Below are 26,784 nucleotides of genomic sequence, written 5' to 3' on the forward strand. Positions count from 1 at the left end.
CGCAACAGACATTGCTTCTCCCGCAACACCAGGGAGCCGCGCAAGGGCTGTTCGCATTGGCACACCGCTTGCGCTGAAGGAATGCGCGTCCAGCGCCATCCATCCCCCACGGAGAGACAGACATGAGCAAACGGCAACTGCGCCTCGGCGCATTCATCATGGCCACCGGCCACCACATCGCCGCCTGGCGGCACCCCGGCTCGCAGATCGATTCCGGCGTCAACATCGACCACTACATCGAGGTCGCGAAGATCGCCGAGCGCGGCCTGTTCGACCAGGTGTTCGTGGCCGACAGCCCGGGGGTCGCCCACCGCGGTGACCGCGATTCGTTCAGCCGCCAGGGCCGCGTCTCGTACTTCGAACCCGTCACGCTCTGGTCTGCCCTCGCGGCGGTCACGAAACACATCGGCTTCGTGGCCACAGCATCCACCACGTATGAAGACCCGTTCCTGCTGGCCCGCAAGTTCGCGTCGCTCGACCACATCAGCAAGGGCCGCGCGGCGTGGAACGTGGTCACCACCGGGTCCGACCGGGTCTACGGCAACTTCGGCCTCGAGGCCCACCCCGACCCCGAGCAACGCTACGAGCGCGCCCACGAGTTCATCGACGTGGTCAAGGGCCTGTGGGACAGCTTCGAGGACGACGCGTTCGCCCGGGACCCGCAGAGCGGCGTCTACTTCGACCCGGACAAGCTGCATGCCGTGAACCACCAGGGCAAGCACTTCAAGGTGTCGGGACCGCTGAACCTGGAGCGCCCGCCGCAGGGCTACCCGGTGATCGTGCAGGCAGGTTCATCCGAGCCCGGACGCGAGCTGGCAGCAGCCACCGCCGAGGCCATCTTCACCGCGTGGACGAGTCTCGCCGAAGCGCAGGCGTTCTACAAGGACGTGAAGGGCCGCCTCGCGAAGTACGGCCGCCGGCCGGACCAGTTGCTGATCCTGCCCGGCATCTCGCCCGTGATCGGCCGCACCGAGGAGGAAGCGCAGGCCAAGTGGGCCGACCTGCAGAAGCTGATCCACCCATCGGTGGGCCTCAACACCATCTCGCACTTCTGGCCCGACGACGACCTGACGAAGTGGGACCTCGACGCCCCGCCGCCCTACTACCCCGAGCCGCCCAAAGGCCGCAACAGCCGCCAGCAGGTGGTGATCGAACTCGCACGCCGCGAGCGGTTCACGGTGCGCCAGCTGTACGAGTACCTGGCCGGCGCCCGCGGCCACTGGGTGGTGGTGGGCACGCCGCAGAAGATCGCCGATGAAATCCAGTCGTGGTTCGAGAACGGCGCGGCCGACGGCTTCAACGTGATGCCGCCGGTGCTGCCCGAGTCGCTCAACGATTTCGTGGACCTGGTGGTGCCGGAACTGCAGCGCCGCGGCCTGTTCCGGACCGCCTACGAGGGCAAGACGTTGCGCGAGAACCTGGGCCTCGACCGACCGGAAAACCAGTTCACGCTGGCCCGCCGCACCAGGGCCGCCTGAATCACACACCCGGCGAAAGCCGGGGCCCCTGCCCCGAGGAGCCGCGGCTGTGGCCATCGTGTGCGCTACCAGACTTTGCCCACATCCCGACATGCTGTTCCTTAAACAACATGCCCTCCTCCGGCAGGTGCTGCCACCGCAGCAGACCCGACCCCAGATCGCCCGCAAACCCGCGCCAATCCACGGTTTTTGCGTGGCACGCGATCTGCAATCAAGGAGACGACACCCCCACCCGATCCCAGGAGTTTCCCCGGTGCCCGCAAACAAGAAGACAGCCCTGACAGGCGCCCTCGTGCTCGCGTTGTCGAGCCCGGCGGTCCACGCCCAGTCGGCCCGACAACTGAAGCGAGAGATCGACGAGCTGCGCAAGCAGGTCCAGCAGCTCATCGAGTTGACGAAGGCCCAGGCGGCCGCCAAGGCCGAGCCCGAGCCGGCACCAGCAGCGGCACCCGCACCCACACCGGTCACCGCCGCCGCCACACCGCCCGCACCCGCGCCCGAACAGGACCAGGCCACCCGCGACGCCAACACCCCCGCGACGCAAGCCGACGTGCTGGGGCTTCGCACCGACCTCGAGAACTACAAGTACGAACAGTCGCGCACCGCCGAGCGCAACCGTGCCAGTGTCACGCGCAACACGCGGATCGGCGGCACCGTGCAACTGCGCGGCAACTGGTTCAATCCCGGCGTGGCCGCGGGCCAGGCCAACGGCGCCACCGGCGGCAACACGACGCCGCAGGCCACCGGCCGCCACACGAGCTTCGACGTGCCCGCCGTGACGCTGTCGTTCACCGGCAACCTGTACCGCGACTACGCCGAGGGCAAGAACCTCACGTACCAGCTCGGATTCACCACCGCGAGCAACTTCGCGGGCAGCCCCAGCACCGCCACCAGTGCCTCGCGCACGCTCGGAACAAGTTCGTCGGGCGGCACGCAGTTCAACCTGACGAACGCGAACATCGCCTACAGCTTCGAGCCCACCAACGGCGGCTCCGAAGACCGCAAGGGCACGCTGACGTTCGGCCAGCAGCAGGTGCCGTTCGGCCTCGAGGCGCAGACCACCGAGGAGATCCGGCCCGTCATCACGTCCGCGCTGTTCACGTCGGCACTGAGTGGCATCAACCAGCGGCAGATCGGCCTGATCTACCGCGGCGACGCATTCGTCGATGTGGACTGGACCAACAACTACCGCGTCGCGCTGCTGGAGTACGCCGCCGGCATCGTCAACGGCTCGGGCCCCAACAAGTCGGACAACAACGGCCGCAAGGACTTCCTGGGCCGCGCCGCCTTCACCGTGCCGGCCGACTACAACAGCTGGTTGCGCGAGCTGAAGTTCGGCGTGTCGGTCTACGAGGGGTTCAACAACCTCGTCAACACCACGTCGAACGCCGTGGTGCAGGTGGGCAAGTCGCGCCGAACCGGCTTCGACATCAACTACACGCACCTGCCCTACTCCATCGCCTACGAGTTCGCGCAGGGCGAGGACGAGACCTTCACCACGCCCGCCGCCACCGCGTCCGACACCACGCCCACGTTCCGGAAGAAGTCGCGCGGCCAGTACGTCAACTTCGGCTACACGTGGGGCGAGCAATTCCTGGCGAGCGAAAAGACGCTTGCCAAGTACGACGACTACTGGCCCAAGTCGTACCAGGCCTTCCTGCGCTTCGACGAGTTCGATGCGGACACCCGGGCCGAGATCGTGGGCGACAGGACCCGCATCACCACGCTGGGCCTGAACGCCTTCTTCGCCGAGACCACGAAGCTGCAGGCGAACTACCTCATCCAGCGCAACGACCTGCCCGCCACCGGTGCGACGGCCGACCGGCCCGCGAAGCAGCACGGCATCCAGGTGCAGCTGCAGTACGGCTTCTGATCCCCACCTTCCTCACGAGATCCCCATGAAACGTCGCACCTTCTCCGCCGCCGTCGGCGCGCTCGCCTTCGCGTCGCGCCCATCGTTCGCCCAGGACAAACCCCCGGTGATCCGCATCGGGTTTCCCGGCGCCGGCACCGGTGGCCGCCCGCTGATCGGCGGCTCGTACATCGCCAACACCCACCACCTCCGCGCCATCGACGAGGAGTTCAAGGCCGACGGCATCCGCATCGAGTGGAAGTTCTTCCCCGGCGCCGGCCCCGCGTTGAACGAGTCGCTGGCCAACGGCCTGGTCGACTTCGGCTTCGGCCACGGCGACCTGCCGGTGCTCGTGGGCCGGTCCACCGGCCTGAAGCACAAGGTGATCGCATCGTCGGGCCGCGGGGGCGACAGCTACTTCGTGGTGCCGGCCGCGTCGAGTGCGAAGACCCTCGCCGAGCTCAAGGGCAAGCGCATCGCCACGTTCAAGGGCACCGCTGCCCAGCTCACGCTGAACCGCTGGTTCGAGAAGTTCGGGCTGTCGGACAAGGACTTCCGTGTCATCAGCCTCGATGGCGATTCGACGCTGGCCGCGCTGTCCACCGGCGACATCGACGGCACCGTGCGCGCGCCGTTCGACCTGGAGGCACGCGGCGTGGCGCGCCGCATCCACGAGATCGTCGACGACCCGAACATCACGCGCCCCGGCACGGTGTGGGTCGCCGACGCGTTCGAGGGCAAGTACCCGCAACTCGTGCAGCGGCTGGTGACACGCCTCGTGAAGGTGGCGCACTGGAGTTCGCAGGAAGCCAACCGCGAACGCCAGTACCAGCTGTGGGCCACGTCCGGCACGGCCTACCTCGACTACAAGGCCGCATGGGACAAGACCCGCGACCTGCGCGACCGCCAGAACCCGCTGCTCGACGAGTACTACGTGTCCAGCATCCAGAAGTCCATCGAGGAGGTGAAGCGCTACAAGCTCGTTCGCCGCGACGTGTCGATCGACGGCTGGATCGAGCCCAAGTACCTCCAGAACGCACTGAAGGAACTGAAGCTCGAAGACTTCTGGCCGCAGGAAGACGCGAACGGCCAGGTCAAGGTGCCGGGCCGCAAGCTCGCCTGACCCCATGCAGGCCACCACCACGTCCTCGTCCGTTCCGGCGCTGCCGCGCTGGCCCGGGCGCCTCGCGTCCGGCGAGGTGCTGCAACGGATCGGCCACGTCGCCTCGGGCGCGATCCTGCCGGCCCTGCTGTTCGCGCTGTGGGTCACTGCCGTGCAGCGGCAGTGGCTGCCCGAGCAGATCCTGCCGCCGCCGTCGCTCGTGTGGCAATCGCTCACCGAGTTGTGGGCGTCCGGCGAACTGCAGGACCACCTGGCCATCAGCGCGTCGCGGGTGGCGTGGAGCCTGCTGATCGGCGGCTCGGCCGGGCTGCTGCTCGGGTTCGCCATGGGGCTGTCGCGCACGGTGCGGGCGTACGTGCGCCCCACGTTCGACGTGGTCTCGCAGTTCCCGGTGCTCGGCTGGATCCCGCTCTTGATCATCTTTGCCGGCATCGACGAGGCGCTGAAGATTTCGGCCGTGTCGATCGCGGTGGTGGTGCCGGTGGCGGTCAACACGCTGAAGGGCATCGCGAACATCCCGCACACGCTGCTGGAGGTGGCCAGGGTGTACCAGTTCAGCCTGCCGCAGGTGGTGCACCGCGTGGTGCTGCCGGCGGCCGCGCCCAGCCTCTTCAACGGGCTGCGCCAGGCGGTGATGCAGGCGTGGCTCACGCTGGTGTTCGTCGAGCTGCTCGCATCGAGCGAAGGCATCGGCTACCTGATGGTGTGGGGCCGCCAGCTTGCCCAGCTCGACCTCGTGGTGGTGGGCATGCTGCTGATCGGCGCGGTGGGCGTGGTGCTCGACCTGCTGCTGCGCTGGGCCGAGGCGGCGTTGCAGACCTGGCGCCGCGCCGCATTCTGAGAAGTGCCCATGACCGAACCGACCCGCTCCCTCGACCCGCGTGGCCTCGTGCTGCCCGCGGTGCTGATCGCCGCGTGGACACTGGCCACGTCGCTGCACTGGGTGGACACCCGCCTGGTCGTGCCGCCGGCCGGTGTGTTGCGCACCGCGATCACCACCGTCGCCGACCCGTCCTTCTGGCAAGGCGTGCTCTTCAGCCTCGCGCGTGACCTGTCCGGCTTCGCGCTGGGCGGCGCCGGCGGCGTGGCGCTCGGCACGCTGCTCGGGGTGTCGCGCCGCGCCGACCGGCTGATCGGGCCCACGTTCCACACGGTGCGGCAGATCTCGCTGTTCGCATGGTTGCCGCTGCTGTCCACGTGGCTCGGCTATGGCGAGCTGTCAAAGCTCGTGTTCATCTCGCTGTCGGCGCTGTACCCGGTGGCCTTGGGCACCTTCGAGGGTGTGCGCGGCGTGACCGCGGCGCAGGCCGAGGTGGCGCGGGTGTACGGCTTCAACCGGCGCCAGGTGCTGTTCAGGCTGGTGCTGCCCGCCGCATCGCCACAGATCGCCACGGGCCTGACGCTCGGGCTCGTCTACGCCTGGGTGGCCACCATCGGGTCGGAGTTCCTGCTGGCGAACTGGGGGCACGGGCTGGGCAACATCGTCATCAAGGGGCGCGCGGCCTTCAACGTCGAGCTGATCGTGTTCGGCATGCTCGCCATCGGCGCCGTGGGCACGGTGCTCAACCGCGTGGCACGCCGGCTCGAAGCCCGCGCGCTGCACTGGCGCCGCGCCGCCCACTGACCCGCCGGAGTTCACCACCATGTCCCCTCCCGCCTCCACGGCCGCGTTGCCGCTCCCCGCGGCCCGCCCCGACACCCCGGCCCCTACCGCACGCCGCCCGGCCTGGCGCCAGCGTGGCATCGACCTGCTGCTGTCATGGCCGTTCCCGCTGGCCGTGCTGCTGCTGTGGCAGGTGGGCGCGCAGTTCGAACTGATCCCGCCGCAGATCCTGCCCGCACCGCTGGTGGTGGCGCAGACCTTCGCCGACCTGTGGGGCACCGGCGAGCTGCAGGACCACCTGCTCATCAGCCTCGGGCGTGTGCTGTACGGCTTCTCGCTCGGCACCAGCCTCGGCCTGTTGCTCGGCGTGTCGATGGGCCTGTCACCCGCCGTGCGTGACTACCTGTACCCCACGTTCCGGCTGTTCGCCCAGGTGCCGTCCCTGGGCTGGCTGCCGCTGCTGATGATGGTCGTGGGCATCGACGAGGCGCTGAAGATCATCCTGATCTCGAAGGCGGCCTTCGTGCCCGTCACGGTCAACACGTACAACGGCCTGCGCAACGTGCCCACGAGCCTGATCGAGGTGTCGCGGGTGTTCCGCTTCACACGGTGGCAGCTGTTGCGCCGCGTGGTGTTTCCTTCGGCCTTCCCGACCCTCTGGAACGGCATCCGCTACGGCCTCACGCACGCGTGGCTCGCGCTGGTGGCGGTTGAACTGCTGGCGTCGAGCGAGGGTCTCGGGTTCCTGATCGTGTATGGCCGGCAGCTCTTCCAGCTCGACGTGGTGCTGGCTGCCGTCGTCGTGGTGGGTGCCATCGGGTTCGCGCTCGACAAGGTGCTCTCCGTCATCGAAACCCGGCTGCTGCGCTGGCGCCGCGAATCCTTCTGAGGTCACGTCATGAAACCCTCCCGACTCCGCACGTGGCTGCGTGGCGCCACGCTCCCGGCACTGCTGCTCGGCACCTGGTGGGCCGCTTTCCGGTTCGGCTGGACCGACACGCAGCTGTTCGTGCCCATCGGCACCGTGTGGGACACGGCTGTCAGGCTGACCGCCAACGGCTACCTGTGGGACTCGCTGCAGGCCAGCCTCGGGCGTTTCCTCGCCGGGTTCGTGATCGGTGCCACCGCGGGCCTCGTGGTGGGCACCGCGCTGGGCCTGTCGCGCCTGTTCGAGAAGATCGTGGGGCCGTCCATCCACACCATCAAGCAGGTATCGCTGCTCGCGTGGATCCCGCTGATCTCGGTGTGGTTCGGCCTCGGTGACCCGGCGAAGATCGCCTTCCTGTCGCTCGCGGCGTTTTTCCCGGTGATGCTGAACACGTTCGAAGGCATCCGCAGCGTGCCCCGCGAGCTGGTGGAGGTGGCCCGGGCATTCGCGTTCTCGCGCACGCAGCTGCTGCGCCACGTGGTGCTGCGCGCAGCGCTGCCGTCCATCTTCACGGGCATCTACCTCGGCCTGCTGTACGCCTGGCTCGCCACGCTGGGCGCCGAGTACCTGCTCACGTCGGGCAAGGGCATCGGCAACCTGCTCACCGATGGCCGCGAGCACTTCTGGATGGACCAGGTGCTGCTCGGGGTGTTGATCGTGGGCGTCGTGGGCTTCGTGCTCAACCTGATCGCCGCGCGGCTCGAAGCGCATTCGCTGACCTGGCGCGGCAACTCGGCCGCGCAGTACTGAAACCCGTTCGACCAAGGAATCGTCACCATGGCCCATGCCGGCACCCTCGAGATCAAGAACCTCCACAAGCAGTACCAGGTCAAGGGCGAACCCCTGCCCGTGCTGCAGGACATCTCGCTCACCATCCGCCCCGGCGAGTTCGTCAGCATCGTGGGCACGAGCGGCTGCGGCAAGTCGACGCTGCTGCGCCTCGTGATCGGCCTCGAGGCCGACTACAAGGGCGAGATCCTGCTCGACGGCAAGCGCATCGTGGGCACGAGCCTCGACCGCGGCATCGTGTTCCAGGAGCACCGGCTGTTCCCGTGGCTCAACGTGCGGCAGAACGTTGCCATCGGGCTGCTCAATGCCCCCGGCAGCGAGAGCAGCAAGGCCAAGTCCGTGCAGGAGCACATCGGCCTGGTGGGCCTGGCCGGGTTCGAGACGGCCTACCCGCACCAGCTGTCGGGGGGCATGGCCCAGCGCGTGGCCATCGCGCGCGCGCTCGTGAACCGGCCCGAGGTGCTGCTGCTCGATGAACCGTTCGGCGCCCTCGACGCGTTGACCCGCGGGCACCTGCAGGCCGAACTGGAGCGCATCTGGCGCGCCGAGGGCATCACGGCGATCCTCGTCACCCACGACGTCGAGGAAGCCGTGTACCTGGGCGACCGCATCGTCGTGATGCAGCCGCGCCCGGGCCGCATCAAGCGCATCGTCGACGTGCCGCTCCCGCGGTCCCGCGACCGGGGTACCGCCGAGTTCGCCGCCATCAAGGAGGACGTGCTCAGCGAGTTCGGCGACACCCCCCGCCCGGCCCTCGTGGTCCCCGCGGCGCCCCGGCGTGAACTCGCCGACTGGCACTTTTCCTGGTGAGACCCTCATGACCGCACGCGACATCGCCCTCGGCGCACACGGCATCGGGCTGCGCTGACCCATGGCGCTGGAATTCCACTGGACCCTGCCCACCGAAGGCGACTTGCAGGGCCGGGACCCGGGTGACCCCACCGCGCGGCCCGGCCACTGGGTCACGGTGGCGCGAGCCGCCGAGCGGGCGGGCTTTCACGCGCTGATGGTGCCGAGCGGGCGGCACCGCCCCGATGCCTGGCTCGTGGCTGCACGCCTCGCCCGCGAAACGCGGCGGCTCAAGTTCCTCGTGGCCTTCCGGCCCGGGTTCGTGCTGCCCGCCGCGGCCGCGCAGGCCGCCGCGAGCCTGCAGCAGCTCACCGGCCAGCGCCTGCTGGTCGGGGTGCTGGCCGGCGGCGACATCGCGGAACACCGCGCGCACGGTGACCTCATCCCCCACGACGATCGTTTCGCGCGGGCCGCCGAGTTCCTGTCGGTGGTGCGGCAGGTGTGGCGCGGCCGCCCGGGCGGCATCGGCCTGCGCCACGAGGGCGTGCACTACCGGCTGCAGAACGGTGGCCTGGTGCGCCCGTTGCGGCAACCGCCTCCCGTGCATGTGGGCGGGCCGTCGCCGGCCGCGGAGCGGGTGGCGGCCGAACACGCCGACGTGTACACGCTGTGGGCGGACAGCCCGGACCGCTTCGCCGGGCGGGTGCGGCGCGTGCAGGCCCTCGCCGCCGGCCGCGGGCGCACGCTGCGGTTCGCATGCCGCGTGCACGTGGTGGCCCGCGACACCGAGGCCGCGGCCTGGGCCGCTGTCGAGCATCACGTGGGCGGGCCCGTGCGCGACCGGCCCGCCGACGGCATCTGGACCGGCTATGGCGCGTGGCGCACACCGGGCACGCCGCGTGCTGGCACGGCGCTCGTGGGGTCGCTCCGGCAGGTGGCCGCACAGCTCGCCGAGTTCCACCGGCTCGGGGCCGACAGCCTGGTGCTGTCCGGTGACCGCGGCCTCGAAGAGGCCTGCCGCATCGGCGAAGAGGTCCTGCCGCTCGTGAAGGTGCGTGTGCCCGCAGCCGAGGAGGCCTTGTGAACAACCCGTGCGACTACCTGTGGTTCATCCCGTCCGGCGGCGACGGCCACCACCTCGTGAACAGCGGCGTGCGCAGCGTACGGGGCTCGGCGCGCACGCCGGACATCGACTACCTGGCACTCGTGGCCCGCGTGGCCGAGCAGGCGGGGTTCGACGGGGCGATGCTGCCCACCGGCCTCACCACCGAGGATGCGTGGCTCGTGGCCTCGATGCTCACCGCGGACACCCGGCGCCTCGTGCTGCTGGTCTCCGCCCGGCCCGGCCTGGAGCTGCCCACCACCTTCGCGCAGAAGGCCGCCACGCTGCAGCGCCTGAGCGACGGACGGCTCGCGGTGCACATCGTCAACGGCGGCAACTCCGATGAACAACGGGGCTACGGCGACTTCCTCGACCACGACCAGCGGTACGCGCGGTCCGGCGAGTTCCTCGACGTGGTGCGCCGCGTGTGGGCCGGTGGCCCGCTTCGGCACGCCGGTGCGCACTACCTCGTCGACAGCCCGGGCCTGCCCGCGGGCCTCACCGAGGCGCCGCCGGTGTGGATCGGCGGCGCCTCGGACGCCGCGCTGCGGGTCAGTGCCGCCCACGCCGACGTGCACACGCTGTGGGGCGAGACGCCGCCCATGGTGGCCGAGCGCCTTGCCGCGCTGCGTGCCCACACGGCCCGGCCCCTCGACACCGCGCTGCGCATCCACGTGATCGCCCGCGCCACCGAGGCGGCCGCGTGGGACGAGGCCGAACGCCTGCTTCGCGCCGTGCCCCAAAGCCTCATCGACGTGGCGCAACGGCAGCTGGCGCGGTCCGAATCCGTGGGCCAGCAGCGCATGCGCGGCCTGCACCGCGGGCGCACCGTGCGCCGCGTGCGGGACCTGGAGGTGCACCCCAACATCTGGTCGGGCGTGGGCCTCGTGCGCGGCGGTGCGGGCACCGCGCTCGTGGGCTCGCACGCGCAGGTGGCCGAGCGAATGTCAGAGTACCGCGCTGTGGGTGTGAATCGCTTTATCCTGTCCGGGTACCCCAACCTGGAGGAAGCGAGGGAAGTCGGCGAACACGTGCTGCCGCGCGTGCGTGGGGAACGCCTCGCCGCGTGACGACCCTGCCCCCTGACCAAGGAGTCCCTGACGATGCCCGTACTGCCGGATGCCACGCTGGTTCCCCATGACGTTCCGAGCCCCATCGACCTTCGCGAACCCGGCGACGCCCAGGCCTGGGCCCGCGACGCGAGTACCAAACGGCCTTGGCGCCGCGCGTATTTCCTGCGGTTCGCTGCCGAACTGAAGGCCCTCGGGCGCCCCTTCCCGCGGGTGCTCGAACTCGGTTCGGGGCCCGGCGAGCTCGCAGACACCGTGTTGCACGAAGTGCCCGGCCTGCGGCTCGTGGCCCTCGATTTTTCCGACGCCATGCACGACCTCGCCCGCGCGCGCCTCGCCAACAAGGAAGGCCGCATGACCTTCGTGACCCGCAACTTCCTCGACACCGGCTGGGCCGACGGGCTGGGCCGTTTCGACGCCGTGATCACGAACCAGACCGTCCACGAACTGCGCCACAAGCGGCGCGCGGCGGCGCTCTACACGCAGGTGCGATCCCTCCTGCTGCCCGACGGCATCTTCCTGCTGTGCGACCACGTTGCCGGCGACGGCGGCATGCAGGACACCGCCTTGTACATGACCCCGGACGAACAGCACGAGGCCCTCGGCGAGGCCGGCTGGTCGTCCACCCAGACGCTGCGGCACGACCACGGCCTCCTTCTCCTGAAAGCACGACCATGACCATCCCCACCCCCGCCTCGTTCGCCACCGCGGTGCAGCCCGTCGTGGCCGGCACCCTCGTCATCACCCCGGACACCGGCCTGCGTCACGGCGACATCACCATTGGTGGGTTGCCCGCGTATTTCGCTTCGCCCGAGGGCACTGGCCCGTTCCCCATCGTGCTCGTCGTGCAGGAGATCTTCGGCGTGCACGAGCACATCCGCGACGTGGTCCGGCGTTTCGCGAAGGCCGGTTACCTGGCCGTTGCCCCGGAGCTGTACCACCGCCTGGGCCGCGCGCAGGACGCCGCGTCCGTCGACGAACTCCGAGCCAACTTCGTCGCCAAGGCCCCCGACGCCACGGTGTTGTCCGACCTCGACGCCACCCTGGCCTGGGCCGAGGGGGCCGGCGGAGACCCCACCCGCGCCGCCATCACCGGCTTCTGCTGGGGCGGCCGCATCACGTGGCTGTACGCGGCCCACCAGCCGAAACTCCGTGCCGCCGTCGCCTGGTACGGCCGCCTGGCCGGCCCCACCGACGCGCTGCACCCGCGCAACCCCATCGAACTCGCCGCCGACCTCAAGGCCCCCGTGCTCGGCCTCTACGGCGCCGAAGACCCTGGCATCCCGCTGCCCGACGTGGACCGCCTGAACGCGGCCCTGAAAGAAGCCGGCACCCCGTCCACCATCCACGTCTACCCTGCCGCCCCCCACGCCTTCTTCGCCGACTACCGTCCCAGCTACCGCCCCGAAGCCGCGCAGGACGGCTGGCGAAGGGCCCTGGCGTGGTTCCGCCAGCACGGCGTCTGACAACAAGCGAGCCCCGGTGCGCCGGGATGACGGAACAAGAGGACCCAACATCGCCGCGACCGGCAACGTTGGAGGTCCCGGCCTCCGCCGGGACGACCGCAGGCGCGGGGGCGAGCGACGCGCAGCGAGCAAAGCCCCGACCCGCGAACGAAGRCGAGCAAGCGAAGCGAMGCGACAGACCAAGCCACCCGCGAGCCCGGGRTGACGGAACAAGAGGACCCAACATCGCCGCGACCGGCAACGTTGGAGGTCCCGGCCTCCGCCGGGACGACCGCAGGCGCGGGGGCAAGCGACGCGCAGCGAGCAAAGCCCCGAAACGCGAACGCCAGGCGAGCAAGCGAAGCGACAGATCAAGCCACCCGCGAGCCCGGGTCCCCCGGGCGACCCGGGGCGCCCCCCTCGGGGGGGCAGGAGCGAAGCGACGTGGGGGGCCAACATAAGCTTTGTTGGAATTGTTCGTTGGCCCAACCCGCCGTGCTGACTATCGTGATCCCTGAGCGCTGCAACACAGGTGCTCCGAATTCACCACCGACCGATCCACATCCAGGGAAAGCGATCCATGACCATCAGCGCCATCAACGTCCGCAACCAGTTCCGCGGCAAAGTGAAGGAAATCATCGAAGGGCCCGTGGTGTCCGAGGTGGACGTGGAAACCCCGTCGGGGCTGATCGTCACGTCGGTGATCACCACCCGATCGGTCAAGGAGCTCGACCTCAAGCCCGGACGCGACGTCGTGGCGCTCGTGAAGTCCACGGAAGTGTCGATCGCGACGCTGTGACCTGACGGACACACCGACGCCATGCACGCCTTCGCCCCAACCGCCCCCGAACCCGTGTTGACCCTGCCGCCGTCGGCGGCCGGGGTGCTGTCGATCCGCGCGAAGGCGTTGCTGTTCCATGACCCGCGCTCGGTCGAACTCCTCGATCACGTCGAGCGCATCGCCCGCAGCGAGGCGTCGGTCCTCATCATCGGCGACACCGGCACCGGCAAGGAGCTGATCGCCCGCCACCTGCACACCCGAAGCGGCCGCCGCGGCCCGTTCGTCGCCGTCAACTGCGGTGCGTTCAGCGAAAACCTGATCGACGCCGAGCTGTTCGGCCACGAATCGGGCGCCTTCACCGGCGCCTCCCAATCACGGGCCGGCTGGTTCGAGGCGGCCAACGGAGGCACGCTGTTCCTCGACGAGATCGGCGACCTCCCGCTCGCACTGCAGGTGAAACTGCTGCGTGTGCTGCAGGAGCGCCAGGTGGTGCGGCTCGGCTCGCGCAAGCCCATCTCGCTCGACGTGCGGCTGGTGGCCGCCACCAACGTGGACCTGCGCCAGGCGGTCGAGGCCCAGCGCTTCCGCGCCGACCTGTACTACCGGCTCAACGTGGCCCCGGTCACGCTGCCCCCGCTGCGCGAGCGGCCAGGCGACATCCTGCCGCTGGCCCGCCACTTCATCGGGGTGTACGCCCCCCGCCTCGCGCTCGACCACGTCACGCTGGCGCCCGAGACGGAAGCGGCGCTGCTGGCCTACTTCTGGCCGGGCAACATCCGCGAGCTGGAGAACGTGGTGCACTTCGCGCTCGTGATCTGCCGCGACGGCGTGGTGCAGCCCGGCGACCTGCGCCTCGTGGCCCACCCCGTGGCCACGCCCACGGTGCCGATCGTGGCTGCTGCGGAACCCGAGGCCCTGTCACCACCGGTGCCCGTGCGCGGCCCGTACGACGACCTGCACGACACGCTGGTCCAGCTGATCGAGGCCGGCGACCGCAACCTCTTCCATGCGGTCAGCGAAACCCTGGTGCGCACCGCGTTCCACCACAGTCACGACAACCAGGTGCGCGCAGCGCGGACGCTGGGCATCACCCGCAACACGCTGCGCACCTTCCTGAAACGCTACGGCATGCTCGCCGACCCGGCTCGCCGGAGCGACGAGGCCGACGACGAGCCCTTCACCGGCAACAACACCGTGCCGTTCCCCGACCGGGAGCGCCTGCGGGCGTGAGCAACCTCAGCGGGGGGATGCCTCGGGGTCGGACGGCTCGGCTTCGGCCTCGTCCTCCTCCGCATACGACTTGAGGCGGTTGTAGAGCGTCTTCAGGCTCACGCCCAGCGCTGCGGCGGTGCGTTCCTTGTGGTTGTCGAAGTGCTGCATGGTGGCCAGGATCAGCTTGCGCTCGGCCTCCGCCATCGACGTGCCGAGCTTCACCGAAATCTCCGGGTCGGGTTCATCTTCCGGTTCGGGCGGGTTCCGCGGCAACCAGTCGTCGCCGATGACCGGCCCCGGGGTCATCACGTACACCCGCTGCACGACGTTGCGCAACTCCCGCACGTTGCCCGGCCACCGGTAGGCGCCGAGCCGTTCGAGCGCCTCGGGCGCGAACCGCTTGACTTCGCCCTCGCGCCGCGCGATGTCGTTCAGGAAATGCTGCGCCAGCAGCACGACATCGGTGGCCCGCTCGCGCAGCGGCGGCAGGTCGACCGGGAACACGTTCAGGCGGTACAGCAGGTCTTCACGCAGGCGGCCGCTGGCCACCGCATCGAGCGGGCGCCGGTTGGTGGCAGCGATGACCCGCACGTCGGCATGCTGGCTTTCGGAGGACCCCACGCGCGCGAAACTGCCGCTTTCGAGCACCCGCAGCAGCTTGACCTGCAGCTCCTGCGGCATCTCGGTGATCTCGTCGAGGAACAGCGTGCCGCCATGCGCGCGCTCGAAGAACCCCTGGTGCAGGCGCTCGGCGCCGGTGAAGCTGCCTTTCTCGTGGCCGAAGATCTCGCTTTCCATCAGGTTCGGCGACACCGCCCCGCAGTTGACCGCGAGGAACGGCGAGTGCCGGCGGCGGCTCAGGTCGTGCACGGTCTGCGCCACCACCTCCTTGCCAGTGCCGCTTTCGCCGGTGATGAACACGGTGGCGGCGGTGCCGGACACCCGGGCGAGCTGGTCGTAGATTCGGCGCATGGCGTCGGAGCGACCCCACAATGCCCCGAAGTGCCCCTCGCGCTCAAGCGCCTCGGTCATGGCCGACAGCTCGGCCTGCAACGCATCGGGTTTCATGAACCGCGACAGGATGCCCTCCAGTTGCACCGCCCCCACCGGCTTGATCAGGTAGTCGGCCGCGCCGAGCCGCAAGGCCTGGATGGACGTGTCGAGGCTCGCATGCCCGGTGATGAGCACCACCTGGACATTGACGGTGAACTCCGGGTTATCGAACAAGGCCATGCCGCTGCCGTCGGGCAGCTGCAGGTCCAGCAGGACGAGGTCGGGCCTCTGCAGTTCGATCTGCAGGCACGCTTCCCGCAGCGACCCGGCGGTGGCCACGGTGTAGGGCCCCATCGTGCCGATCAGCGCGGCCATCATGCGAGCCGAATCGGCATCATCCTCGACGATCAATACATGGTTCATGGACAACAGAATGATTTTCGAACAACTCTAGAGGAAGCCAATCGCATTACCAATCGGCGCGGTGTTTTATCCCTGTCAATCGCATATCCCGCTCGCCGTCATGGCACGCGCAACAGCTGCTTCAACTGCGCCGGCACCACCGGCTTGACCAGGTGGGCATCGAACCCGGCCACCAGGGCCCGGCGCACGTCGCCGCCTTGTCCGTAGCCCGACAGCGCGATCAGGCGCCCGGGGTACCCGGCAGCCCGCGCGCGGGTGGCCACGGCGTAGCCATCGAGCAGCGGCAAGCCGATGTCGACCACCGCTGCGTCGGGCCGCTGGGCCAGCAGCGCGCCGAGGCCGGCTTCACCATCCACGGCGGCCGAGACGCTGTGGCCATCGAGTTCAAGCATGGACCGCAGCGACACGAGCGCATCGACGTTGTCGTCCACCACCAGCACACGCAGGGGGCGGGCCGACGACGGCGCCCGGCGTTCAGGCTCGGGCGCAGGCGCCTCGATGCGCCGCAGGCGCACGGTGAAGACGCTGCCTTGCGGCGAACTGTCGGCCGTCACCTCGCCGTCGTGCAGCTCGACGAGGCGGCGCACCAAGGTCAGCCCGATGCCCAGGCCGCCGGCGCGGCGGTCCAGCGTGCGCTCGCCTTGCACGAACAGTTCGAACACCCGCGGCAGCAGCGAAGGCGAGATGCCGAGGCCATTGTCGGTCACCCGGAGCACGGCGTGGTCCCCGTCCACGTTCGCCGTCAGGCCAATGGTGCCGCCGGGCGGGGTGTACTTGATGGCGTTGGTCAGCAGGTTGTGGATGACCTGCTCGATGCGCGTGGGGTCGGCGTCCACCCAGGCCTCCTCCGCGGTGACGGTGACCGTGTGCTGGGCGCCCTCGCCTGTCACCCGCAGCGTGTCGGCCACCCGCTGCACCAGCGCACCCAGGTCGACACTCTGGCGCGAGAGCAGCACCTTGCCGGAAATCACGCGGGCCACGTCGAGCAGGTCGTCCATCATGTGGGCGAGGTGGCCGGTCTGGCGCGAAATCACGGTGCGCGCCGTGGCCGCCAGTTCGGAATCCGAGTCGACACGCTCCAGCACGTCCACCGCGGACGCCATGGCGCTCAGCGGGTTTCGCAGCTCGTGGCCCAGCATGGCGAGGAACTCGTCCTTCGCGCGGTTGGCGGCCTCGGCCTCCAGGCGGGCCGACTGTTCGAGTGTCATCAGCGCCGCACGCGACTGCTCGGCCTGCTTGCGCGCGCTGATGTCCACCATGGCCCCGATGGCCCCCCGCGGCAACCCGGCGGGTGTGCGCAGCGGCGCCGCGTTGGCGATGACGAACACCGACGGACGTCCTTCCGAACAGAGCTCCAGTTCAACAGGACCCACGGCCTGGCCGCTCGCCGCCGCCCGCTGCAAGGGCTGGCGCTCCGGTGGCAGCGGTTCGCCACGCCGCATCACCGTGCGTTCGGCGCTGCCCGGCGTGTCGCCCCGGCCCAGCAGTTCGAGCATTGCGGGGTTGTGCATCACCTCGGCACAGTCGCGGTCCTGAGCGAACGCGAGGCCGATGGGGCTGCTGTTGAACAACGTCTCGAATTCGTCGGCCTTGCGCTGAAGACCCTCGCGCGCCGCCTGGTCCTGGAGGCGAGCCGCGAGCAGCGCGTCGCGCAGCCCCGAGATCTCGCGCACGTGGATGCGCGATGTGGGGAAGGCCGCGCCCGGCGTGGCCAGTGCATGCAGCGGGCCGGTGACACGCCGCGCGATGAACAACGCCAACACCACCCCCAGCAACAGGCAGGCGCCCGCCGTGGCCAGCGCGGCGGCCATCGCCTCGCGCTGCGCCACGCGCACCGGACGCGCGGGGATGCCCACCGCCACCCCCCAGCCGAGGCTCGGGATGCGCTGCCACGCCGTGTAGGTGGACCCGCCGCCGAGCAGGTCGGTCAGCTGTGCGCCTTGTGGCGGGTCGCGGGTCAGGTCCAGCGCGGTAGGCGGCAGCGGCTCGCCGACAAAGCGCTCGGGCAACAGCGTGCGGGCGACGACGACGTTGCGGCCGTCGAACACCGTGTTGAAGCCGTCCAGTGGCGGGCCGGCCTGCTGGATGAGGTCCTGCCAGACCGACACCGGGATCCACACCCCGAGCACGTAGCGGAACTCGGACCCGACGTGCACCGGCACGGACACCACCGTCGCATACCGCGAGTGCAGGCCATCGACCACGAGGTTCGACACGAACGGCCGCTGCAGTGACAGCATTTGCCGCACTTCCTCGGCACTGGGGCCGCGAGCGGCCGACACCCTCAGCCGCGACGTGTTGAACACCACGCGCCCGTGAGCGCCGGCATCGAGCAGGAACGCGCTGCTCCAGCTGGTGCGCAACACTGGACTGCGGTTCAGGAAATTCTCGAACTGCACCACGTCGCCCCGCTGCAGCGAATCACTCTGGGCGAGGATGGCCAGCGCGTCCATCGACGACGCGATCTCGCGCTCCACCGTCTGGGCGAGCGAGTTGGCATTGCGGCGCAACTCCTCCTTCATCCGCGACTCCTGTGCAGCGACGTTCGCGAAGATCTGGTAGCACACCAGCACGGCACTGGGCACCGTGGCCAGCAGCAGCAACAGGACCAGATACGTGCGCAGCGACGCCGTGGGCCACGAGGGGCGCCATCGGTCTGACCAGCGTCGAGCCGCGTGCATGAATCTCCTTGTGAAAGGCCGTGATCGGAAAAAGCGAAAGGATTTGCGGCAAAAACCATTCGCCGATCCGGCACGAACTGCCGCTTTCTTGGAAGCCGGATGCAGGCGCACCCGGTAAGCAGCATCCGGGCCCGGTCGGCACGGGCATTGCAAACGAAGCGCGCGTCCACCGCCATCCCTCGCTTCAAAGGACCCCATGACCGCGTTGCATGCCCGCCTCGAACAGCACCAGACCCAGAAGCTGTCGCCGCGCCTGCAACAGGCAGTGCGGCTGCTGCAGCTGTCGTCGCTGGAGTTCATGCAGCAGGTGCACGCGATGCTCGACTCCAACCCGTTCCTCGAAACCCCGGACACCGAGCCCGCCCGCGACGAAACCGATGCCGACCGCGAGCCCTGGCACGCCGATGCCCGCGCGCCAGGCGCGAGCCGCGTGAACACCGACGGCGGTGACACATCGGCGATGAACCTCGTGGCAGCCATGCCGTCGCTCACCGACCACCTGCACGGCCAGCTCAACGTGCTGCCGCTGCCCCTGCGCGACCGCGTGCTCGCGAAGGCCATCGTCGAATCCCTCGATGACGACGGTTACCTCCGCACCCCCCTCGACGAACTCGCCACCCTGGCCGAGCTCGACCCGCCCGCGAGCGACGAGGAGATGCGCATCGCGTTGTGCCGCGTGCAGTCGCTGGAGCCGTCGGGCGTGGCGGCGCGCAGCGTCGCGGAATGCCTGCTGCTGCAGGTGCCCGAGTTCGTGCCGCCCGACCAGCGCCACCTGGCTCGCCGCATCGTCACCGGGCACCTCGACGCCCTCGCCGCCTCGCGCGACCCCGGCCCGCTGGCCCGCAGGCTGGGCCTGCCGGTGGACGACGTGGCCCCGGTGTGCGACCAGATCCGCCGGTTCGACCCGCACCCGGGCTGGCGCTACGGCCAGGCACAGGTGCAGTACATCACGCCCGACGTCATCGTGAAGAAGGTGCGCGGCGAGTGGCTGGCCTCGCTCAACCCGGCGGTGTTTCCCAAGGTGCGCCTGAACCAGCTCTACGCCGACCTGTACCACCACGCGCGCGATGCCCACAGCGGCGCACTCGCCACGCAGTTGCGCGACGCCCGCTGGACGGTGCGCAACGTGCAGCAGCGCTTCTCCACCATCCTCGACGTGGCGCAGGCCATCGTGCGCCGCCAGGGGGCCTTCTTCGAACTCGGCGCCATGGCGATGAAACCGCTCGCGCTGCGCGAGATCGCCGACGAGGTGGGCGTGCACGAATCCACCGTCTCCCGCGTCACGAACAACAAGTACATGGCCACGCGCCATGGTGTGTACGAGCTGAAGCACTTCTTCTCGCGTGCCATGAAAGCACGCAGCGGCGCGGAATTTTCCGGCACGGCCGTGCGCGGCCTGGTGGCCGAGATGATCGAGGCGGAATCGCCGCAGGCCCCCCTGTCGGATGCCGAGATCGCACGCATCCTCGCGCAGCAGGGCCTCGCGGTGGCACGCCGCACGGTCACCAAGTACCGCCAGCAGCTGCGCGTGGAGCCGGTGGAGCGCAGGCGGCGCTCGGCCGCCTGAAACACGGAGGCCGTCAGCCGCGCCGCTGCATGCGGTGCGCCAGCAGGCCGATCAAGAGGCCCGCACCCACCGCCACCGCGGTGGTGGACAGGGCCTTGCCCTTCGCCGCTCTCTGCCGGTAGCCCCCGTCGATGCCGGCGCCCACGGAAGGCGCGAACAGGTTGCCATCGGTGCGTGGCGCCGATTCCGCCTTGCTCAGGTACCGCTCGAAGCCCGAAGCCCCGAGCCAGCCGGTGAGCGCGGGCGACACCCAATGGGCCACCCGCAACGCGGTGGCGGCCGCGCCCACGGTGACCGAATCGCGCGGAGCGCGGGCCAGCGACACCACCGCCGAGGCCGCCAGGCGCGGATCGTAGAGCGGTGCCGCGGGCTGCAGCTTGCGGCCGGTGTAGTTCGCCGCATGCGACACGCCCGGGGTGTCCATGAACGACGGGTACACGTCGCACACATGGATGTTCGACCACTCGCGCAGTTCGCCGCGCAGCGCCTCGGTGAACCCGCGCAGCCCGAACTTGCTGGCCGAATAGGCCGTGGCATAGGGCGCCGCGGCCCAGGCGCCGAGCGAGATCATGTTGATGAGGACACCCGACTTGCGGGCGATGAAATGGGGCAGGACCGCGTGCGCCCCGTTGATGTGGCCGATCAGGTTGGCCTCGATGACCCGGTGGTGCGATTTGAGCGGGGTCTGCACGAAACTGCCCACCGCCCCCACCCCGACGTTGTTGACCCACACGTCGATGCCGCCGAACCGGGCCACGGCCGCGCTGGCCAGCGCCCGCACGGCGCGCTCGTCGGTCACGTCGGTGGGCACCACCAGCACCTGGGCGCCAAGCGCCTGGCACTGCGCCGCCACTTCGTCGAGCACCGTCTCGCGCCGCGCGGCGAGCACCAGGTCGGCCCCCGCTCGCGCGAACTGCACGGCCGTGGCCCGGCCGATGCCACTCGTGGCACCGGTCAGCACGACACATTGACCCACCAGGTTGCGGTTTTTGTCGGTCATGCGCCCTCCTCTGCCGTGCGGTGGAAGATCAGTTCGGAGCCGAGGCCGGCGGCGTGGACACTGGCGGTTGGCTGGCCGCATCCATCGGGGCGGAGGCGTCGGGCAGCGGTGGCGGCGGCACGGTGGCCGGCGCGGGCGCCGGGGCCGGAGCCGTGCTGGTGGTGCCAGGCGCAGGCGGAGGAACGTCCTCGCGCTTGCTGCACGCGGCCGACAGCACCGAAAGGGTCAGGATCGCGGCGAGGGAAAGGGCTTTGGACTGTTGCATGGGACAGGTCTCCTAGTGGAATCCGGCGGAACATGCCGCCACCCCGTCATGGGCAATCAGCGTGCCCGGGACGCGGTTTCCCCCGACGCCGGCTCGCGTGTGACGAGCCAGATCCCTCCGCAAACGAGCACCAGGGCGATCAGGTTCTTCCACGCCAGGATGGCCTCGTCGAGGAACAGCGCCGACAGCGCCGCGCCGAAGATCGGCACCAGGAAGTTGAACGCGGCCACCGTGCTGACCCGGTTGGCCCGAAGCAGCAGGCTCCACAGCGTGAACGCGAGCGCCGACAGCAGCACCATGTAGCCCAGCAGCGCCACCGAGCCCACCGTGAACCCGCTCAGGTGCCCGCCGAACGCGAAGCCGGCGGCCAGCAGCGCGGCGCCACCGATGGCGAGCTGGTACCCGGTCATCACGACCGAATCGAGGTGCTGCGACACCCGCTTGCCGTAGATCGACGCGGCCGAGAGCACGAACGCGGCGATGACGACAAACCCTTCTCCAAGCAGCGTGAAGTCGAAGTCGAGCAGGTCCGGCGTGAAGTTCACCACCATGACCCCTGCAAAGCCCACGATGCAACCCCACACCTTGTGGTGGCTCAGGCGGTCGTTGTGGTAGATCAGGTGGGCCAGCAGCACGCTGAAGAACGTGCCGGTGGCATTCATGATCGAGCCCTTGACGCCGGTGGTGTACGCGAGGCCCACGTAGAAGAAGATGTATTGCAGCAGCGTCTGCGTGAGGCCCAGCAGCGTGACCTGGCCCCACGTGCGTGCGTCGAGCCGCATCGCCGCGCGGCGTCCGGTGAACCACGCGAACACCGCCAGCAGCAGCCCGGCAAAGAGGAAGCGGTAGCCGGCGAACACGAGCTTCGACGGCACGTCGGCCGCCGCGATGTGGAACATCGCGTAACCCGCCTTGATCGCCGGATAGGCGCTCCCCCACAGCAGGCAGCAGAACGTGGCGACGAGGAACAGGACCTTGCGGTCGGCGAACAGAGAGCGATTCAAAGGGAAATCCTGCCAGGCGCAGCGGGCGCGCAAAAGCGGCGGATTATGGGCGCGGTAACGATACCGCGCTGGCACGGGGACTTGGGCCCCTCAGCTGCTGCCCCGGGTCACCAGTTCGTACCCCACGTCCACGTTGTGAGGTACCCCCGACTCGCCCCGCATCAGTGACAGCAGCATCGCGGCCGCCTGCGCGCCGATCTGCGCACGCGGCGTGCGCACCGTGGTCAGCGGCGGCAGCATCTGGTCGCTGCCCTCCAGGTCGTTGAACCCGGCAACGGCCACCTGCTCGGGCACCCGCACGCCCAGGCGCAGCGCGGCCAGCAGCCCGCCTTGCGCGATGTCGTCGTTGCAGAAGAAGATGGCATCCACGTCGGGCCGGGCAGCGAGCACCGCGGCGAACAACTCCCCCCCGAGCGCGATGGATGAGCGCCGCGGGTCGAGCCATTCGAGTTGCGGGTCGTGCAGGCCTGCGTCGCGCAGGCAGCGCCGGTATCCCTCGGCCCGCTGCAGCACGCGCGCATCGAGTTGCGCGCCCACGAAGGCGATGCGCTTGCGGCCGCGCGACACCAGGTGTTCGGTGATGGCATACCCCGCGTCGTGCTGCGAAAATCCCACGCAGAACACGCCGGGTGCGGTGCTGGTTTCCATCACATGCACACACGGCAGGCCGCTCGATGCCACCAGCCGGCTCCCCGCCTCGCTCCGTTCAAAGCCCGTCACGATGAGGCCGGCCGGGCGGTGGGCCATGTAGCTGCGCAGCAGCAGTTCCTCCTCGTGGGTGTCGTAGTGCGTGACACCGATCAGGCTCTGGTAGCCCGCCGGCAGCAGCACGCTTTGCACGGCCTCCAGCAGGTCCACGAACAAGCGGTTGGTCAGCAGCGGCACGAGCACCGCGACGTGGCTGCTGCGGCTCGATGCCAACGCCCGCGCCGCAGGGTCGGGCACGTACCCGAGGGTGTCGGCCGCGGCCTGCACCTTGGCCACCAGGGCCTCGCCCACGCCACGGTCGCGCCGCAACGCGCGGGACGCCGTGATGGGACTGACTCCCGCGGCCTTGGCCACGTCCGCCAGGGTGATGCGCCCGGAGGATCGGCGCCGGCGTTCGGCGGGCGGGTCGGCGGGGGCGTCAGATGTCACGGGTTTTCCCTAGGCTGCATTGTTCGAATGTGAGGACTAGGATAGCGCTATCCAACCACGGATGGCAAGCCAGAAGCATGCAATCGGCGGTCGGGTCACCGGGCGCGTGTCACCACGCGCTTTTCTTGGCCCCTTCTGGACAGCGCTGTCCAAACCCAAAACAATGACCTCCCTCGTATTCATGGGTGTCGCCGGTTGCGGCAAATCTTCCCTCGGTGCCGCGGTTGCGCACGCGCTCGCCGCGCCGTTGATCGAAGGCGACGACTTCCATTCCGAAAAGAGCAAGCGCCTGATGCGCAGTGGCGTGCCACTCACCGACGAGCTCCGGGCCGGCTGGCTCGAAATGCTCGGCGGGGAACTGGCCGCCCGCCCGGCGGGCGCCGTGCTCACGTGTTCGGCCCTGAAGCGCACCTACCGCGAGGTGCTGCGCCGGCATGTGCCGGGGCTGCGGTTCGTGTTCCTCGAGATCTCGCACGAGGAGGCCTTGCGCCGCGTCGCCTCGCGGGCCGGTGCCCACCTGTTCCCGACGAGCCTCGTCGACAGCCAGTTCGCCACGCTCGAATCGCCCGTTGGCGAACCCGGCGTGCTGCCCGTGGACGCCACGCGCCCGCTCCCAGACCTCGTGGCCCAGGTCGCCGCGTGGGTGACCAAGGACTTCCCATGACCCTCCCCGACTCCCCTCCCCGCCGCCCGTTGTGGCAGCGCAGCGCCGAAACGGCGATGGGCCTGTGCCTCGCCGTGATGGCCGTCGTCGTGTTCCTCAACGTGGTGCTGCGCTACGGCTTCGGCACCGGCGTGGCCGCCAGCGAAGAGCTGTCGCGCCTGCTGTTCGTGTGGATGGTGTTCATCGGCGCCACCGCCGCCTACCCGCTGGGCGAACACATGGCGTTCACGACGCTGCTGCGCCCGCTCGAGCACCGCAGCCCCCGCCTGCTGTCACTGATGAGCCGCCTGATCCATCTGCTGGTGGTGGCGAGCTGCGTGATGATCGCCTGGGGATCGTGGCAGCAGATCGTCGTCGGCATGGACAGCCCGAGTGTCGTCATCGGCTACCCGATGGCGCTGCTCCCACTGCCGGCCTTCCTGTGCGCCACCGCGATCGCCGTGATGGCCCTGATCGACGTCGTCCGAAACAAACCCATCGATTTCGGCCACGAAGCCGACATCGAATGAACCGCCCACGAGGAACCTCGTCATGAACCAAGGTCTTGTGGCCCTGATCTTCCTGTTCGGCATGCTCTTTTTCATGGGCATCGGCGTGCCGCTCGCGTTTTCGCTGGTGCTCACCGGCGCGGGCATGGCCTACGCGCTGGACTTCTGGGACACCCAGCTCTTCGCGCAGAACCTCGTGGCCGGCGTCGACAGCTTCCCGCTGCTGGCCGTGCCCTTTTTCATCCTGGCCGGCGAACTGATGAACACCGGCGGCATCAGCCGGCGCATCATCGACATGGCCCAGGCCTGGGTGGGGCACATCCGCGGCGGGCTCGGCTACGTGACCATCGGCGCGGCCGTGCTGCTGTCGGCCATGTCCGGCTCGGCGCTGGCCGATGCGGCGGCCATGACCTCGATCCTGCTGCCCATGATGCGGCAGAACAACTACCCGGTCACGGCCTCCGCCGGGCTGATCGCCGCGGGCAGTGTCATCGGGCCCATCATCCCCCCGTCGATGGCGTTCGTGATCTACGGTGTCACCACGAACACGTCCATCTCCGCCTTGTTCGTCTCGGGCATCGCACCAGGGCTCATCATGGGCGGGGCGCTCGTGGTGGCCTGGCGCCTGATGCTGCGCCGCATGGACCTGCCGGCCGGCAAGCCCGAACCGATGGCGGCGCGCCTGCGTGCCACGGGCCATGCCTTCTGGGCACTGCTGATGCCCGTCATCATCATTGGCGGCATGAAAAGCGGCTACTTCACGCCCACGGAGGCGGCCGTGGTGGCCGCGTTCTATGCGCTGGCGATCTCGCTGTTCGTGCACCGCGAGATGCGCTTCGCCGAACTGCACGGCGTGCTGCTGCGTGCCGCCAAGACCACTGCCGTGGTGATGTTCCTGTGCGCCGGCGCGGCCGTGGCCAGCTACATGATCACGCTGGCCGACCTGCCTTCCACGCTCACCGAATGGCTGGGCCCGATGGTGGACAACCCCCGCCTGCTGATGGCCGTGATGATGATCGCGCTGGTGGCGATCGGCACCGCCCTCGACCTGACGCCCACCATCCTGATCTTCGCCCCGGTGATGCTGCCGATCGCCGTCAAGGCCGGCATCGACCCGGTGTACTTCGGCCTGATGTTCGTGCTGAACGGCTCCATCGGCCTCGTCACGCCCCCGGTGGGCACGGTGCTCAACGTGGTGGCCGGCGTGGGCCGGTTGCCGCTCACGCAGGTGATCAAGGGGGTCAACCCGTTCCTGGTCACCTACACGCTGATCCTGGTCCTGTTCGTGATCTTCCCGCAGCTCGTCACCGCGCCGGTCGCGTGGATGCGCTGATCCTTTCGTTCCGTTTTTCCCCAAGGAGTACTTTCATGAACCTGCTTCGCCGCACCCTGGTCGCCGTGGCCGCCACGGCCGCCCTTGCCAGCCCCTTCGCCGCGCTGGCCCAGGACATCAAACCTCGCCTGATCCGCTTCGGCTACGGCCTCAACGAACAATCCAACCAGGGCCGCGCGGTCAAGGTGTTCCAGCAGGAGGTCGAGAAACTCTCCGGCGGCAAGATGAAGGTGCGCGCGTTCGGCGCCGCCAGCCTCGGCCCCGACGTGCAGATGCAGCAGGCGCTGATCGGCGGGGCCCAGGAAATGATGGTGGGCTCCACCGCCACGCTCGTGGGCATCACGAAGGAGATGGCACTGTGGGACACGCCGTTCCTCTTCAACAACGTCAAGGAAGCCGACACGGTGCTCGACGGCCCCGTAGGCGAGAAGATCAAGGCCAAGCTCGCCGAGAAGGGCCTCGTGGGCCTCGTCTACTGGGAAAACGGCTTCCGCAACCTGACCAACAGCAAGCGTTCGGTGACGAAGCTCGAGGACCTGAACGGCGTGAAGTTGCGCGTGATGCAGAACGCGGTGTTCCTCGACAGCTTCAAGGCCCTCGGTGCCAACGTGGTGCCGCTGCCCTTCTCCGAGCTGTTCCCGGCACTGGAGACCGGCGCGGTCGACGGCCAGGAGAACCCGTACAACACGATCCTGTCGAGCAAGTTCTACGAGGTGCAGAAGTACCTGAGCGTGACGAACCACGTCTACAGCCCGTGGATCGTCACCGTCAGCAAGAAGTTCTGGGATGGCCTGAGCAAGGACGAGCAGAAGGTGCTGATGGATGCCGCCAGGAAGAGCCGCGACTTCGAACGCAAGGACACGCGTGACGAAGCCGCCAAGGCGCTGGCCGAACTCAAGACCAAGGGCATGGTGATCAACGAGATCTCCCCCGCCGAGACCGCCCGCATGCGCGACAAGCTCACCCGCGTCAACGCGAGCGTGGCCAGCAGCGTGGGCATGGACCTGTGGAAGGAAACCCAGGACGAGCTGGCCAAGCTGCGCAAGTGAGGCCGCGC

The 26,784-nt window shown here is 69.3% G+C and carries 25 protein-coding genes; 19 read left to right on the top strand and 6 right to left on the bottom strand.

Features of this window, described 5'->3' with window-relative positions; translation table 11 throughout:
• Positions 1–122 precede the first annotated feature (122 nt).
• From ASC87_RS24990 to ASC87_RS25055, 14 genes are all read left to right on the top strand, one after another.
• Positions 123–1,478 (top strand): LLM class flavin-dependent oxidoreductase, encoded by a 1,356-nt coding sequence (locus ASC87_RS24990; protein WP_056669230.1) that lies wholly within the window; start codon positions 123–125, stop codon positions 1,476–1,478.
• 253 nt (positions 1,479–1,731) lie between these two features.
• A complete protein-coding gene (locus tag ASC87_RS24995; protein WP_056669235.1) occupies positions 1,732–3,351 on the top strand; it encodes a porin in 1,620 nt (539 codons plus the stop codon).
• 25 nt (positions 3,352–3,376) lie between these two features.
• The gene (locus ASC87_RS25000; protein WP_056669242.1) at positions 3,377–4,453 is read left to right on the top strand and encodes an ABC transporter substrate-binding protein; all 1,077 of its coding nucleotides are present in this window, start codon (positions 3,377–3,379) and stop codon (positions 4,451–4,453) included.
• A 4-nt stretch (positions 4,454–4,457) separates the two neighbouring features.
• Positions 4,458–5,294, top strand: a complete 837-nt coding sequence (locus tag ASC87_RS25005; RefSeq protein WP_056669248.1) for an ABC transporter permease — start codon at positions 4,458–4,460, stop codon at positions 5,292–5,294.
• 9 nt (positions 5,295–5,303) lie between these two features.
• Positions 5,304–6,077, top strand: coding sequence for an ABC transporter permease (locus ASC87_RS25010; RefSeq protein WP_056669251.1), 774 nt, complete (start codon positions 5,304–5,306; stop codon positions 6,075–6,077).
• Between the two features lie 19 nt (positions 6,078–6,096).
• Positions 6,097–6,945 (top strand): ABC transporter permease, encoded by an 849-nt coding sequence (locus tag ASC87_RS25015; protein WP_056669256.1) that lies wholly within the window; start codon positions 6,097–6,099, stop codon positions 6,943–6,945.
• Positions 6,946–6,954: 9 nt separating this feature from the next.
• On the top strand, positions 6,955–7,734 hold the full coding sequence (locus ASC87_RS25020; protein WP_056669258.1) for an ABC transporter permease: 780 nt from the start codon (positions 6,955–6,957) through the stop codon (positions 7,732–7,734).
• Between the two features lie 27 nt (positions 7,735–7,761).
• Entirely contained in the window at positions 7,762–8,583 is an 822-nt protein-coding gene (locus ASC87_RS25025; RefSeq protein WP_056669262.1) for an ABC transporter ATP-binding protein, read from the top strand.
• Between the two features lie 61 nt (positions 8,584–8,644).
• Positions 8,645–9,646, top strand: coding sequence for an LLM class flavin-dependent oxidoreductase (locus ASC87_RS25030; protein WP_056669264.1), 1,002 nt, complete (start codon positions 8,645–8,647; stop codon positions 9,644–9,646).
• On the top strand, positions 9,643–10,734 hold the full coding sequence (locus ASC87_RS25035; RefSeq protein ID WP_157604344.1) for an LLM class flavin-dependent oxidoreductase: 1,092 nt from the start codon (positions 9,643–9,645) through the stop codon (positions 10,732–10,734). Before ASC87_RS25030 ends, ASC87_RS25035 begins: the two co-directional genes overlap by 4 nt.
• A 33-nt stretch (positions 10,735–10,767) precedes the next feature.
• On the top strand, positions 10,768–11,412 hold the full coding sequence (locus ASC87_RS25040) for a class I SAM-dependent methyltransferase (protein WP_056669269.1): 645 nt from the start codon (positions 10,768–10,770) through the stop codon (positions 11,410–11,412).
• Entirely contained in the window at positions 11,409–12,200 is a 792-nt protein-coding gene (locus tag ASC87_RS25045; RefSeq protein ID WP_056669271.1) for a dienelactone hydrolase family protein, read from the top strand. Before ASC87_RS25040 ends, ASC87_RS25045 begins: the two co-directional genes overlap by 4 nt.
• Before the next feature lie 559 nt (positions 12,201–12,759).
• The gene (locus ASC87_RS25050) at positions 12,760–12,978 is read left to right on the top strand and encodes a molybdopterin-binding protein (protein WP_056669274.1); all 219 of its coding nucleotides are present in this window, start codon (positions 12,760–12,762) and stop codon (positions 12,976–12,978) included.
• Positions 12,979–12,999: 21 nt separating this feature from the next.
• A complete protein-coding gene (locus ASC87_RS25055; RefSeq protein ID WP_056669276.1) occupies positions 13,000–14,190 on the top strand; it encodes a sigma-54-dependent Fis family transcriptional regulator in 1,191 nt (396 codons plus the stop codon).
• Positions 14,191–14,196: 6 nt separating this feature from the next.
• On the opposite strand, the gene ASC87_RS25060 is transcribed toward ASC87_RS25055, so the two are convergent.
• Positions 14,197–15,588 (bottom strand): sigma-54 dependent transcriptional regulator, encoded by a 1,392-nt coding sequence (locus ASC87_RS25060; protein WP_056669279.1) that lies wholly within the window; start codon positions 15,586–15,588, stop codon positions 14,197–14,199.
• Positions 15,589–15,686: 98 nt separating this feature from the next.
• On the bottom strand, positions 15,687–18,269 hold the full coding sequence (locus tag ASC87_RS25065) for an ATP-binding protein (protein ID WP_056669284.1): 2,583 nt from the start codon (positions 18,267–18,269) through the stop codon (positions 15,687–15,689).
• A gap of 196 nt (positions 18,270–18,465) precedes the next feature.
• On the opposite strand from ASC87_RS25065, the gene rpoN reads away from it, so the two are divergent.
• The gene (gene rpoN / locus ASC87_RS25070) at positions 18,466–19,836 is read left to right on the top strand and encodes an RNA polymerase factor sigma-54 (RefSeq protein WP_056669286.1); all 1,371 of its coding nucleotides are present in this window, start codon (positions 18,466–18,468) and stop codon (positions 19,834–19,836) included.
• Between the two features lie 13 nt (positions 19,837–19,849).
• Here rpoN and ASC87_RS25075 read toward each other — a convergent pair whose 3' ends face one another.
• The 4 genes from ASC87_RS25075 to ASC87_RS25090 form a co-directional block, all read right to left on the bottom strand.
• A complete protein-coding gene (locus ASC87_RS25075) occupies positions 19,850–20,836 on the bottom strand; it encodes an SDR family oxidoreductase (protein ID WP_056669290.1) in 987 nt (328 codons plus the stop codon).
• 28 nt (positions 20,837–20,864) lie between these two features.
• Positions 20,865–21,101, bottom strand: a complete 237-nt coding sequence (locus tag ASC87_RS25080; protein WP_056669293.1) for a hypothetical protein — start codon at positions 21,099–21,101, stop codon at positions 20,865–20,867.
• Positions 21,102–21,157: 56 nt separating this feature from the next.
• Entirely contained in the window at positions 21,158–22,105 is a 948-nt protein-coding gene (locus ASC87_RS25085) for a DMT family transporter (protein ID WP_056669296.1), read from the bottom strand.
• A gap of 90 nt (positions 22,106–22,195) precedes the next feature.
• Positions 22,196–23,242, bottom strand: coding sequence for a LacI family DNA-binding transcriptional regulator (locus ASC87_RS25090; protein ID WP_056669298.1), 1,047 nt, complete (start codon positions 23,240–23,242; stop codon positions 22,196–22,198).
• Positions 23,243–23,405: 163 nt separating this feature from the next.
• On the opposite strand from ASC87_RS25090, the gene ASC87_RS25095 reads away from it, so the two are divergent.
• The 4 genes from ASC87_RS25095 to ASC87_RS25110 are packed head-to-tail and all read left to right on the top strand — an operon-like array spanning position 23,406 to position 26,776.
• Entirely contained in the window at positions 23,406–23,906 is a 501-nt protein-coding gene (locus ASC87_RS25095; protein ID WP_235582281.1) for a gluconokinase, read from the top strand.
• Positions 23,903–24,415, top strand: coding sequence for a TRAP transporter small permease (locus ASC87_RS25100; RefSeq protein WP_056669304.1), 513 nt, complete (start codon positions 23,903–23,905; stop codon positions 24,413–24,415). Before ASC87_RS25095 ends, ASC87_RS25100 begins: the two co-directional genes overlap by 4 nt.
• Before the next feature lie 22 nt (positions 24,416–24,437).
• A complete protein-coding gene (locus ASC87_RS25105) occupies positions 24,438–25,727 on the top strand; it encodes a TRAP transporter large permease (protein WP_056669306.1) in 1,290 nt (429 codons plus the stop codon).
• 35 nt (positions 25,728–25,762) lie between these two features.
• The gene (locus ASC87_RS25110) at positions 25,763–26,776 is read left to right on the top strand and encodes a TRAP transporter substrate-binding protein (protein ID WP_056669310.1); all 1,014 of its coding nucleotides are present in this window, start codon (positions 25,763–25,765) and stop codon (positions 26,774–26,776) included.
• The last annotated feature ends 8 nt before the right edge of the window (positions 26,777–26,784 follow it).

The sequence above is a fragment of the Rhizobacter sp. Root1221 genome, assembly GCF_001425785.1.
In the GTDB taxonomy this organism is placed as follows: domain Bacteria; phylum Pseudomonadota; class Gammaproteobacteria; order Burkholderiales; family Burkholderiaceae_C; genus Rhizobacter.